Origin of the sequence: Vibrio tapetis subsp. quintayensis (assembly GCF_030409945.1) — a bacterium.
GTDB lineage: Bacteria > Pseudomonadota > Gammaproteobacteria > Enterobacterales > Vibrionaceae > Vibrio > Vibrio quintayensis.
This window is the reverse complement of the sequence record NZ_JAUFQV010000007.1, coordinates 1-13,678: the sequence shown is the minus strand read 5'-3', so window position 1 is coordinate 13,678 and position 13,678 is coordinate 1. Positions and strand designations below refer to the sequence as shown.

Sequence of the window (13,678 nt, the reverse complement as noted above, 5' to 3'; positions counted from 1 at the left end):
GGGCGGTATTTCCGCCCTTCTTTAAATGGATTTGAGGTTATTGTTGTATGAAACCTACGAATAATTTAGCCGAAGGCAATACTAAGCCATCTCAAAAAGCTAACCTTTTATACAATCCTACTTTTCGCTCTGTTGTTTTTCAGTTAATTGCGGTTTTCGCTCTCGGTAGTTTTATTTATACCATTGTGAGCAACGCATTAAACAATCTTGATGCCCGCGGCATCGCGACTGGTTTTGACTTTCTAACACAAGAAGCAGGCTTTGGGATTGGCCAAACACTCATCGAATATGACGAAACGTATTCTTATGGAAGAACGTTCGTTATTGGTCTTTTAAATACAGCTCTGGTTGCTGTACTTGGTATTATCTTTGCGACTTTGCTTGGATTTACCATGGGTATCGCAAGATTGTCATCTAACTGGCTTGTTAGCCGATTAGCAGCAGTCTATATCGAAGTTTTCCGAAACATTCCCCTTTTACTACAAATTTTCTTTTGGTATTTTGCCGTACTGCAAGCCTTGCCGTCTCCTCGACAAAGTATGAGTTTAGGTGAAGCTATATTCCTCAACGTACGAGGTTTATACCTACCAAGCCCAGTGTTTGAAGCAGGAAGTAGCATTGTGCTCGGTGTTTTTGTTATTGCCATCGCAGCCTCTATCGTTATTTCGGTTTGGGCAAAGAACAAGCAAAAACTAACCGGACAGCAAACTCCCGTCGCTCTTATTGCTACAGGCTTATGTGTTGTTTTACCTGTTGTCACGTACTTCCTCGTTGGAATGCCCATCACAGCAGAATATCCAGTACTCAAAGGCTTTAACTTCCGTGGCGGTATTACGATACTTCCTGAGTTAGCCGCACTACTTATGGCACTGAGCGTTTATACGGCTTCATTCATCGCTGAAATTGTTCGTTCTGGTATTAATGCTGTCAGTCACGGACAAACCGAAGCGGCAATGGCGCTTGGCTTGCCTCGTTCACGCACACTTAAGTTTGTTGTTATTCCGCAAGCTTTGCGAATCATTATTCCACCACTCACAAGCCAATATCTGAACTTGACCAAAAACTCATCCCTTGCGATGGCGATCGGTTACCCAGATTTGGTTTCAGTGTTTGCAGGTACAACGCTCAATCAGACAGGTCAAGCGATTGAAATTATCGCGATGACGATGGGGGTTTACTTAACTCTAAGTTTGGTTACTTCTGCCTTGATGAACATCTATAACCGTAAAGTCGCGTTGGTGGAGAGATAATATGAGTACTCATCAATTTCAACCTGACCTTCCGCCTCCATCGAATACTGTTGGTATCGGTAGCTGGTTAAAGAAAAACCTATTCAATAGCGTTGGTAATTCAATATTAACTGTCATTCTTGGTTACCTGTCTATCACGCTGTTTTGGAACACATTAGATTGGGCCGTGCTTTCGGCAGACTGGTTTGGCACAACACGTGACGACTGTACTCGTGATGGCGCTTGTTGGGTATTCATTAGCGTCCGCTGGCAACAGTATATGTATGGGTTTTACCCAACAGAAGAACTATGGCGCGCTCGCTTATTCTTCGGCACGTTAGCGGTTTTCGTCGCATTACTGGCTTACGAAAAAACCCCGAAACGTACGTGGATTTGGCTATTTTTCGTCAATATTTACCCATTCTTGGCAGCAGGCCTGTTATATGGTGGCGTATTTGGCTTAGAAGTGGTTGATACCCATCTATGGGGTGGCCTGTTAGTTACGCTAATCATCGCGTTAGTGGGCATTGTGGTTTCACTACCAATCGGTGTCGCTCTAGCATTAGGTCGTCGATCTGAGATGCCAATTATTCGGAGCTTATGTACTGTCTACATTGAAGCATGGCGTGGTGTTCCATTAATCACCGTTCTGTTTATGGCTTCAGTAATGCTGCCGCTATTTATGTCTGAAGGCTCTGAAACAGATAAGCTCATCCGTGCTCTGATCGGTGTGGTTATGTTCAGTGCAGCCTACATGGCAGAAGTGGTACGTGGTGGGCTTCAAGCTATCCCTAAGGGTCAATACGAAGCAGCCGACGCATTAGGGCTATCCTACTGGAAAAAAACTGGGTTAATTATTTTACCTCAGGCATTAAAAATCACCATTCCATCAATTGTTAACACGTTTATCGGTCTATTTAAAGACACCAGTTTGGTGCTTATCATCGGTATGTTTGATGTACTTGGTATTGGTCAGGCAGCAAACACCGACCCAGAGTGGTTAGGTTTTGCGACTGAGAGTTATGTATTTGTTGCGTTAGTGTTCTGGGTATTTTGTTTCAGCATGTCGAGATACTCGATATGGCTTGAAAACAAACTTCATACCGGTCACAAACGATAGAATTAAGCGCAGGGACGTATTATGACGCAAGAAAATGAACTAATGATCCAATTAAAGGACATGAACAAGTGGTACGGCGATTTCCACGTACTAAAGAACATCAATCTAGAGGTACGTAAAGGCGAGAAGATCGTTATTTGTGGCCCTTCAGGCTCTGGTAAATCCACCATGATTCGATGCATTAACCGGCTCGAAGAGCACCAAAAAGGTCAGATCCTCGTGTCAGGAACTGAACTAACAGAAGACATCAAAAACATCGAAGCGGTTCGTAAAGAAGTAGGCATGTGTTTTCAGCACTTCAACCTATTCCCTCACCTTACCGTGTTAGAAAACTGCACGTTAGCACCAATTTGGGTAAAGAAAATGCCTAAAGAAGAAGCTGAAGCCGTCGCAATGAAATATTTGGAAAGGGTTAAGATCCCAGATCAAGCAGAGAAATACCCAGGGCAGCTGTCTGGTGGCCAACAGCAACGTGTAGCAATTGCTCGTTCACTCTGTATGAATCCGCAAGTAATGTTGTTTGATGAACCAACTTCCGCCCTCGACCCAGAAATGGTTCGAGAAGTACTTGACGTAATGGTTGAGTTAGCAGGGGAAGGCATGACCATGTTATGTGTAACGCACGAAATGGGTTTTGCAAAAGAAGTGGCTGACAGAGTTATCTTTATGGATGCTGGCGAGATCATTGAAGAAAACAACCCAGTCGACTTCTTTGAGAACCCACAGTCTGATCGAACCCAAAACTTCTTGAGCCAGATATTGCATCATTAAACTTTCCAAGAGATGATACTACACTTAAACAAGGCGACTGAAATGGTCGCCTTATCTTTGGCAGCTATGATCACTACAACTCGGTAACAATGTGTTACAAAGTCGTTGATACATATCTCGTTATTTTTCGTACTATTTTTACCTCTATGGTTGGCTCTAGCGCTTGTATTATTGAACTTTAGCCCCCATAAATGTCTTATAGATAACAACGTCACCTTACGAGGAACATTATGAACGGTCCAATCGTATCGAACTCTCGCCAACAAGAGAGTCTGATTCAAACAAACAAAGTACTGCGTAGTACTTACTTCTTGCTGTCTATGACTCTGCTTTGGTCAGCGGTTGTGGCTGGCGTGTCTATGGCAATGAACATGCCTCACCCAGGTATGATCATTACACTAGTTGGCTTCTACGGCCTTCTTTTCCTAACCGAAAAGAATCGCAATAACTCGATGGGCTTGGTGTTTACTTTCCTATTCACAGGCTTCATGGGCTACACCATTGGTCCTATCCTAAACATGTACCTTGGTGCAGGTATGGGCGATGTGATCATTACTGCTCTTGGCGGTACTGCTCTATCATTTATGGCAGCATCGGCATACGCGCTAACAACTAAGCGTGATTTGTCTATGCTTGGTGGCCTAATGCTTTCTTTGTTTGTTGTTTTGGTTGTTGGCATGATCGCTAGCATCTTTATCCAATCGACAATTATGCATTTGGCAATGAGCAGCTTGTTCATTGTATTCTCTACAATGGCAATTTTGATGACGACTCAAGGCATTATTCGCGGTGGTGAAACTAACTACATCTCAGCGACAGTGACTTTGTTTGTATCTATTTACAACATCTTCATCAGCCTGCTAAGCATTCTAGGTATCATGAACAACAACGACTAATCTTTGTTGTTATTTGAACCCCAAAAGCCCGAGCATTGCTCGGGCTTTTCTATTGATGTAAGCTTATGGTATAAAGCTTAAATTTGAGCTAACCTAGCGCCAGATGAACCTGACGAACAAATACCATGCTGAACTATCAAGATAAAGAAATTGCAACAGATGCACAGGGCTACCTTCTAAACTTCAAAGAATGGGAAGAAGGCATGGTCCCTCTTCTTGCAACAGAGGAAGGTATAGAGCTAACGGATGCGCACTGGGAAGTCATTCGATTTGTCCGTGATTTTTACCTAGAGTTTAATACATCGCCAGCAGTTAGAATGTTGGTCAAAGCGATGGAAAAAGCACACGGCCCAGAAAAGGGAAACAGCAAATACTTGTTCAAACTTTTCAGGCAAGGCCCAGCTAAACAAGCCACTAAACTGGCTGGCTTACCAAAACCCGCTAAGTGCTTGTAATGTCGATATCATATCTGTAGGCTTTCACGGCCTACAAAATAACAAACCCTTCAATATTTGCTTCCGAGACCTCTTCAGAAGTGACCGAATCTACTCTGGCTGTTTTTGGCCCTTTTTCTAGCCATGACGCTAACGTGGCCACATTCATAGGTTCACCACAAGCCAGCACTTCCACATCTCCATTATTTAGATTTTTTGCATAGCCGACCAAACCCAGTTTCAATGCATATTGAGCCGTATGGAAACGAAATCCAACACATTGAACTTGACCGTTTACGCTAAACCGCACACATTTTTGAACCATTTTATTACCCTATAAAAATGCACAATGCTATATTAGTTCTATCATGCCAATGTCTAACAACATTTAGAAATAAGAGCCACAATTATGAAAGAAATCCCGTTTCGCTGGATAGATAAGTATCTCATTCACCTAAAAATCCAAGAAAAATTTTACCTGTTATTCATCTTGCCAGCTCTGGCCGTTGTTATCGTGACCGCCATTCTTAACTTTGCTGCTAATGACTTAATTCATGAGCTTGTTATTAAAGATTTGACCGCTGTTCAATCTTTAGCGGATGCCGGCAACTTGACTCAGCAGCAAGTGATGGGTGCCATTGCACAGTCCGACCATATTATTGTTGGCCGTGGACCAGAAGCGATTACCGTTGCAAATGGAACACTTAGCTTAATGCCAAACCCTGATATTAGTTTAGTTTCTTGGCTTTCAGCGACACAACTGAGTATTATCATTGGTGCCCTATTTCTTGTTGCTTTAACCGTTTACTACATCATGACCTTTATTGGCGGCGCGATGTTTTCGACCAACAAAGCACTTGCCACTCTTGCCAATGGCGATCTCAAAGCTCGTTTGAACTATTTCCCTGTTCGTGATGAATTCAGCACCATTGCTATTAATATAGACAAGGTATCTGAACGCGAACAGAAATTGGTCTTAGCGATTCAAGAATCCGTCGCGCTGATGCAACAGATTAGCTCGGAGCTTAATCAATCATCTCAAACCAGCTATAACCTTTCGAGCCAGCAGCAATCCAACTTGGATTCACTCGCCAGTGCTACCGAAGAGATGGCGACAACCATTCGTGAGGTTGCCAACCTTTCTCACGATTCAAGCATGCAAACCGACGAAGCTCGTAATGTCGCGCAAGATGGCTTGGTAAAAGTTGGCGAAACGCTGAGTTCTATTTCTAACTTGAGTAATGAAATACAATCTGCAGCACAAGCCGTAGCAGAATTGGATACTAATGCCGCTCAGATTGACGAAGTGGTTGCCACTATCAACGCAATTTCTGAGCAAACCAACCTGTTGGCACTTAACGCAGCGATTGAAGCGGCTCGTGCCGGTGAGCAAGGCCGCGGCTTCGCTGTTGTAGCTGATGAAGTTCGAACTCTTGCAGGTCGAACCCAACAAGCAACGGTTGAAATTCAATCCATGATTGAAGCTCTGCAGAAAAACAGTGGTGCCCTAACTCGTTTAATGGAAACCACGGTATTGAATGCCAACCAAGGCCAAAGCTTAATGGGTGAAGTAGACAAACAGATCACCGATATTTCTGATAAGAACCAATTCATTTCAGAAAGTAGTACCCAAATTGCAACAGCCGCAGAAGAACAAGGCGTGGTAGCCGACAGCATTGCCTCAAGTGTAGAAACGATTCGAAATCAGTCAAACGAAGTGAATACTCTTATTCAATCTTCAAATGGCAATATCGATAGCCTACGCGTGCAAAGCGACCAAATGGAAAAACTTCTTACTGGGTTAAAGGCGTAGTTTGAAGTGCTAAAGGCTAAGTACTAAAAGCTAAAGGCTAAAGGCTAAAGGCTAAAGGCTAAAGGCTAAAGGCTAAAGGCTAAAGGCTAAAGGCTAAAGGCTAAAGGCTAAAGGCTAAGTAACAAAATATAAGTATCAAGTGGAGTATTGGGTGCGAGAACAAATCGAGCCCATTTCTTCACTTATGCCTTTCCGCCTTAAGCCTTGTGCCTTCTCACCTGCCCCTTCTTTACAACATCTATTGCATTTACCTACTGCTTCACTCAAAATACGCGCCTTAGATCAACCAATCAGGCACTTCAAATGACTCCTACACTAACTCTTGTTAAAGGCCGCGATAAATCGCTACGCCGCAAACACCCTTGGGTTTTCTCTCGCGGTATTGCAAAAATCGAAGGCGAGCCAACACTAGGTCAAACCGTTGATATCCTTGCTCACAATGGCGAATGGCTAGCTAAAGCAGCATATTCCCCAAATTCGCAAATCAGCGCGCGTGTATGGAGCTTCAAAAAATCGGATTCTATCGATCAGGCATTTTTTGTTAAACGAATTCAAGATGCCCTACTTCTTCGCGAAGATATAATTGAACGAGATGGCCTTACTGGCTTTCGCCTGATTGCCGCTGAGTCTGATGGCCTCCCTGGTATTACCATAGACAAGTATCAAGACTTTCTTGTTTGTCAGCTTCTTAGTGCAGGCGCCGAATTACAAAAGCCAGCTTTGGTAGAAGCATTAAAAGAAGTGTTCCCAGAATGCAATATTTACGAGCGCTCTGATGTAGCTGTTCGTAAAAAAGAAGGTTTAGAACAAACTGTTGGTGTGCTTCATGGCGAAACACCACCTAAATCGGTCGTTATCGAAGAGAATGGCGTTAAAATCAGCGTCGATATTGTCGATGGACACAAAACTGGTTTCTACCTAGACCAACGCGATAGCCGCCAACAAGCAATCAAATACGTTAAAGACAAAGAAGTTCTTAACTGCTTTTCTTACACTGGCGGATTTGGCCTGTACGCGCTTAAAGGCGATGCTAAACGCGTTATCAACGTCGATGTATCTAAACCAGCTCTTGATACCGCAAAACACAATGCGGAAATCAACGGTTTTGACATTTCGAAAAAGCGCGCTGTATTCCTAAACGCAGATGTATTTAAACTGCTTCGTGAATACCGCGACCAAGGCACGAAATTTGATGTCGTGATCATGGATCCACCAAAGTTTGTGTCTAGCAAGAACAACTTAACGTCTGGTGCGAATGGCTATAAAGACATCAACATGCTTGCCATGCAGATCTTGAAACCAGGTGGCACATTGCTTACTTACTCTTGCTCAGGCCTTATGGGTAACGACCTATTCCAAAAAATCATTGCCGACGCGGCACTAGATGCAGGCCGCAGCGTTAAATTCATCGAACGTTTTGAACAAGCAGCAGATCACCCAGTTGATACGGCTTATCCTGAAGGGTTTTATTTGAAAGGGTTTGCTTGTAAGGTGTTGTAAAGACAGGCTACAGGCTACAGGCTACAGGCTACAGGCTACAGGCTACAGGCTCAAAAATAGCGCTATTAGGCGCTGTGGGTATAAAAAAACCGAGATTTTTCAATCTCGGTTTTTTGTTGGCTTAGGGAAAACTTAGTCCTCTTTAATCACCAAGATATTACTTAAGTTATTCGTTAGGTCAGCAGCAGATAAACCATCAAACTCTATGGTTACTTGTTGACCTGTTTTCTCAACTATCATCGAAGAGTTATCCGCATCACCATCGACTTTGATATTATCCAATAGCTCAGTCACTTGCTGTTGAGTTGGTGTATCAGTAAACAAGTCTGATAGATCTACTTTGTCTCCTTCAGAAATACTGAAATCAGTAATGCGATCTGTACTTCCATCTAAATCTCCAGCAACCCACTTAAAGATATCTGCATCATCACCGCCAGTTAAGATATCGTTGCCTAACCCACCGGTTAGGATGTCTTCTCCATCGCCACCAAGCAGAATATCATCGAAGCCTGTACCTACTAATGTATCATTAGCAGTAGAGCCAACTTGTGCATGGCTTTGCGCAAGAACAGTCTCTCCGTCCGAATGAATATTTAACGACATTAGACGCTGGCTTTCACTACCTTGCGCATCAACTAAGGTATAGAGCACCTCAAAGCCAACCGCTTTGCCCGTATTCACATCAGTAGCCGTGCTTGAAGGTTCAAATACATAGCTACCATCTTCGCTAATGAATAGTTCACCGTAATCGGTTGTGATTTTAAGATCACCATTAACTTCTGTTGCACTAATGGCAGGTGTTGTCACGCTTCCGTCTTCAGCAATAAACTGAATAACGTCCAGTTTATCCGCATCAATGACAACCTTACTGGTACTATCAGCCCCTAACAAATCCCCCGATTGGCCAATTGTAGGCGCCAGTTGAGGTAACTTAGTTGTAAGCTCGCTATCCGGAATATAGACCACTTTGTTAGAGATATCTTCAAGGTGTTCGATGCTCGTTTCAGAAGTCACCGACTGAACAATACCTACTGCGGTTACATCTTTACCTTTTGTAAAGTTATCCCATGCTTTTTCAGCGTCGCCGTCCCAACCGCCGTTACTTTCACCATCACTAATGAAATAAACTACATCATTGGTGTTTGATGCATCAATACCAGTTGGCAAACTGTCGTAACCATTTATAGTCGCGTACGCCGCCTCTTCGTAATCCGTACCACCTTGCACCTGAAAATATTTGGTTCCGTCGACTTCAACTGAACCATTCTGAGCAGAGGTAAGTATTGCTATCGCCTCATCAACGGTAAACCAACCGATTGGAGACATATTCTCCTCATTACTACTACCTGAGACTCTATTATCGAAATCAATCAGCTGGACATGCACTGCACTAGATCCAGGTTGATCTTTAACATCTGCTAGCATCGCAACCGACGCCTTAAGCATTAGGTTCATTCTGGTCACACCATTGTGTGAATAATCGTCCATACTGCCAGATGAATCCAACACCAATGAAATCAAGGTTGGTGGTGTATCTTCTTGAGCGACAAACACTTCATGCGGTGCTGTAGCAGATGCTTCACTAGACTCAATATCATTGTTACCTGAGTCAATAGCTTCAACCTTAACGTTAATAGAAAGTTGTTCACCTTGAGGGATTCGTACTGACAGGCCATCTATACTAATTTCAGTCTGACCACTAGTTACTGGCACTGACCATGTACCATCGCTATTAAGAGATCCAACGACATCACCACTGCTGTTTACCACTTCAGATCCTGAAGGTAAACCTTCGATGGTCAAAGAGTGGATAATATCACTAGCAATATCACCTACTGATGCATCAATATCTAATGGATATTCGAGGTACGTTTGTTCGTCAAGATTCTCCCATTCACTGCCGTTCCAATGATATAGGCCGTCTGCGAATTGCAAGTATTCGATATCATAAAGATCATCGTCTCCTTCATCAGAACGTCCTGCGTCTTCATGCCCTTCGTCTTCCACAGTAAAGAATTTAGAGTTACCAGATGTTGTTTTCACATCGGAAACGTCATATTCATCAAAATTTCCAGCATATACTGCAGTGTCTTTACCCGAACCACCATAAAGACCGTCGTCCCCACCTTCGCCGATTAAGATATCGTCTCCGCCTCGAGCATAAAGTGAATCTTGCTTATCTTTATCGGGGTTACCTAAAACACCATCACCACCAATTAGAATATCGTTAAAGTCTCCGTGCTGTGCAGTCAGTATTTCATTGTTCCCACCATGGGCGATCATCAAATAATCTGCATCCTTGTTCTCATGCCAAAGTGAATCTTGTCGATGATCACCCTCATTGATTAACTTGCCAGATGTCGAATATTCCTGTCTTGCGCTGGTCAACGAGTCAAAGCGACGGGCACCATTATGTTCTGCCAATTCAGAAGCCTTAACTATCAACGGCTCACCAATCTGAACACTCACGTCAGGTTTTGCATCAGATGTTGTACCATCTACGGTTATTTGAGCCGTATTACTATCAGCACCGTCTGCGTCGACGGCATGATAGTCAATACTTTCACTGATCGTAGATTCGTTAACCTCAACACCTCTAACAGTGAAGTTAGAGTTACTATTAGCAGTGGTCGTAACACGTATTTCGTCGAAACCATCCTCAAACTCAATCGTCTTCGTTGCGAGCGAATTGGATAATGTATCCCCTTTATCAGCATCAACAACAAGTGTTTCAACGTGCTTGCCGTCACGATACAGATAAATGTTGACCTGCGCATTTTGCGTTGCATCTTTATCATAATGACCATGCATACTTGCAAAACTAATATCAGCGCTCGTTACAGTAACCCCGTCTGCAAAATTGATCTGCATGTACTCTTGTGCGGAAGAGCTTATTTCATTATCTACATCACCAACCGAGTTAACACCAAACCCACGGTCTTTGTATTCTGAGTCATAACCAAGGCTTTCTTTCGTTAGTGAGACTACTTTTTCCATGTCTCCACTATAAACTCCTCCAGAAATGCTAACTCCACCTATAACAATCGTCTTAACTGAACTATCTACGCTATTTCCAGCATTGATATAATCAACAGCATCAAAACTAAGCTTATCGTTCGCATCATCAGCGGCACGATATTCAAGTTTAGTATCAGCATCTATTTCAGAGCCTTGAGCAACTTTTTGATTGGTTCCAGCTATGTAGAAATCACCAAACAATGGGTCTTCATCAATGACTATTTTAAGAGTTGTTCCGTCATGATCATCTTCAACATCAGACACAGCAGAATCTTGAGTAACTAAGTTCAAATCAACATCTGTGAATTTAAACTCGACATCGCCATCACTGTCCGTCGTTAGCTTGAAGTTCTGAGCTACAGGGTCATCATTGGTACCTGTAACCGTGATAACAGCACTTTGGTCAACCGTTGCCCCATTTTCATCTTTTACTTTGTAATTGACCGTCACATCCATCGAATCATCTTTGCCAAGATGCTGATAAGAAGCATGGCTAGTATCTATGGTTAATGTTGAGCCCGAAACGATAACTCCGTCAGGCAGAGCTCCTAAATCGACGATCGACAAGGAATGGCCGTTATCCACGTCTGAGGCATTCTGCAATAAATCAACCGTAGAACTACTGTCCTCTGCTACCGTTTTGGTGACGGGGCCACTTACTGTTGGCTCGTCATTCGTACCAGTAATAGTCACATCAATTTGGTGTGTCGTATCATCTGCCGACTTAACAATGAAGCTTTCGACTCGAGTCTGATTTAAAGCTAATGACTCAATTTGGCTATTATTTACGTTATATGTCCAAACGCCTGCTTCAGTCATCGTTAATGACCCGTGAGGTGCACCTTCCGTTGGGTGAACAACATCGCTAACAATAGTTTGGAATAGGTTGTTTACGTTATCAACATCCGTTGAATACAGAGTTCCTGTGTCGCTCAAAATGACAGAACCATCGACTTCAGTAACTGACCCGACATCAATTCCTGTAATAGTCGCTTGGTCATTAACAGCGTCGTAAGTAAATTCAACCGTTGCTGTGTCTATATCACCATGAGCGTCAGTAATCGTATAGGTGAACGATGCCTTACCGTTAAAGTGTTCTGTTGGAGTGAATACTACGTTACTGCCAATAATTGCCACTGTACCGCCAACAGCGTTACCAACATTTGTAATGCTGAAACTGTCACTATCCGCATCAGAGTCATTAACAACGAGATCTGACTTAGCAATAGTAACTATCGTCTCTTCATCTATATTATTTAAGCTGTCGTCTTCAGCGTTAGGCGCTGCATTAACGTCAATGCTATCTGAGCCTGATTCACCGGTCTGACCATTTTCTAAGGTGACTTGAGCTCCAATTGTCAATTCACTTCCAACAACGTCGCTTCCCGGAAGACTTAAGTTCAACTGGCCATTATTTAGGTGCTGTTGCGTAATTTGAATCGGTGTTTGTGCAACGCCTTCAATCGTTAGAACTAACGTAGAACCGACCGCAGCACCTACCGGAAGCTTGACCGTATAATTAACATTATGTCCAAGCTCTACCTGAGTCAGAATATTATCGGCATCAATAATATTGACTTCAGGCTTCAGGATTTCGTCTTTGCTAATGACTTCGCCATCAAAATCGAATTTCTCGAACTCTCTGAAGGTGTTTGTATCCCCTTGAGGGTCAACTACAACGACTTCACCGGATGCATTTATAGTAACGGTTACGCCTTGGGCATCTTTCGCAAAATCAAATTTCGCTGTATCTATTCCTGCCCCACCGTCTGCTACCAGTTTATCGTTCTCGTCATCTTTATTGACGATAAATTCGTCGTCACCCGTACCGAGCAATACATAATCATCGGAAGCTTCAGATTGTGCAGGATCGAAATCACCGTGGTAATAGTGCACTGTATCGGATGCTTCACTTGTGTTGCCGTATGAGTCCGTTTCTTTAGCATAAAGGAATTCATTATCGTTTAGTGGGATCGCACTTTCAGACGAGATATCCAGCGTCCAAGTTGGCGATGGGCTACCAGCTACAACTAGTGCTGTTCCAATTGATACGTAAAGTCCAGATGCATCTTTAGCGAAGACTTCTATTGTGTTGCCTGGTTCGCTTCCTGTTCCGTGTAGGGTTACCGTGGAGTAGTCCGAATCTACTGAGTCATCGGTGATGTTTGTGATTGATGGTGCGTCAGGTGCCACAAGGTCAAAGAAATAACTCTCATGATTACTAGCAACGTGTGTATTGCCAGCTTCATCAATGACTGTAACTTTAGCTATAAGTTGCCCTACTCCATCAACTTCCCCGTCAGGAATCAAGTTAGAACCAAGTGTCGTAAACTCGTATTTATAACCAGCCTGCTCGCCATTTGAATTTAGGTATGGTTCGTTTGAAACTTCAACTGAACCAATTAGTTCACCTTCCAAGTAAAAGTCAATATTATCGCCGGGCTTCGCGTCTTTATTTACAAACCCAACAACACTGATATTTGCATTTGACTCTGTACCATTGATTTTATTATCGCCAGCGATATGAAGTATATCTATTTCTGCTGAAACTTTGGTATCCAGTTTCGCACTGTCTGTGCCTTTCTCTGACACGTTGCCCGCCGCATCCGTGATGGTCGCGTCCACTGTCAGTCTCGCGCCTTCCGCCGGTGCATCCACCGTCGTCAACACTTTGCCTGCGTCGATGTGATTTTGGGTCAACGTGATTGGCGTGCCGTTCACAGTCAAGGTATCGCCTTTCAGCGCACCTGTGCCTGAAAGGCTGATGGTCACGTTCACGTCACCGTCCAACTCTGTCTCGCTGATCAGACCGTCGTTGTTCGTATCTTCAGTGATGACTACCACTGGCACGCTTGGAGCCGTGGTGTCGATCACCACTTCACCACTGGTGATGTCTG

The 13,678-nt window shown here is 43.4% G+C and carries 9 protein-coding genes; 7 read left to right on the top strand and 2 right to left on the bottom strand.

The genetic code is table 11. The features are described 5' to 3' along the window. Positions 1–47 precede the first annotated feature (47 nt). The 5 genes from QWZ04_RS01935 (at position 48) to QWZ04_RS01915 (ending at position 4,471) form a co-directional block, all read left to right on the top strand. On the top strand, positions 48–1,250 hold the full coding sequence (locus tag QWZ04_RS01935; RefSeq protein ID WP_290324430.1) for an amino acid ABC transporter permease: 1,203 nt from the start codon (positions 48–50) through the stop codon (positions 1,248–1,250). 1 nt (position 1,251) lies between these two features. Further along, positions 1,252–2,349 (top strand): amino acid ABC transporter permease, encoded by a 1,098-nt coding sequence (locus QWZ04_RS01930; protein WP_290324428.1) that lies wholly within the window; start codon positions 1,252–1,254, stop codon positions 2,347–2,349. A gap of 21 nt (positions 2,350–2,370) precedes the next feature. Beyond that, complete coding sequence (locus tag QWZ04_RS01925; RefSeq protein ID WP_102521531.1) at positions 2,371–3,120, top strand: amino acid ABC transporter ATP-binding protein; 750 nt, start codon at positions 2,371–2,373, stop codon at positions 3,118–3,120. A gap of 230 nt (positions 3,121–3,350) precedes the next feature. Further along, on the top strand, positions 3,351–4,016 hold the full coding sequence (locus QWZ04_RS01920; RefSeq protein WP_290324425.1) for a Bax inhibitor-1/YccA family protein: 666 nt from the start codon (positions 3,351–3,353) through the stop codon (positions 4,014–4,016). A 125-nt stretch (positions 4,017–4,141) separates the two neighbouring features. Beyond that, positions 4,142–4,471: a TusE/DsrC/DsvC family sulfur relay protein gene (locus tag QWZ04_RS01915; protein ID WP_290324424.1), complete on the top strand. Its 330-nt coding sequence runs from the start codon at positions 4,142–4,144 to the stop codon at positions 4,469–4,471. 31 nt (positions 4,472–4,502) lie between these two features. On the opposite strand, the gene yccX is transcribed toward QWZ04_RS01915, so the two are convergent. Next, positions 4,503–4,775, bottom strand: a complete 273-nt coding sequence (gene yccX, locus QWZ04_RS01910; RefSeq protein WP_290324422.1) for an acylphosphatase — start codon at positions 4,773–4,775, stop codon at positions 4,503–4,505. Positions 4,776–4,859: 84 nt separating this feature from the next. On the opposite strand from yccX, the gene QWZ04_RS01905 reads away from it, so the two are divergent. Together QWZ04_RS01905 and QWZ04_RS01900 are read left to right on the top strand one after the other, a co-directional pair. Continuing rightward, on the top strand, positions 4,860–6,263 hold the full coding sequence (locus tag QWZ04_RS01905; RefSeq protein WP_290324420.1) for a methyl-accepting chemotaxis protein: 1,404 nt from the start codon (positions 4,860–4,862) through the stop codon (positions 6,261–6,263). 303 nt (positions 6,264–6,566) lie between these two features. Further along, the gene (locus QWZ04_RS01900; RefSeq protein WP_290324418.1) at positions 6,567–7,763 is read left to right on the top strand and encodes a class I SAM-dependent methyltransferase; all 1,197 of its coding nucleotides are present in this window, start codon (positions 6,567–6,569) and stop codon (positions 7,761–7,763) included. Between the two features lie 132 nt (positions 7,764–7,895). Here the strand turns inward: QWZ04_RS01900 and QWZ04_RS01895 are convergent. After that, positions 7,896–13,678 (bottom strand): cadherin-like domain-containing protein (locus tag QWZ04_RS01895; protein ID WP_290324417.1); only part of this gene is annotated, 5,783 nt, incomplete at its 5' end.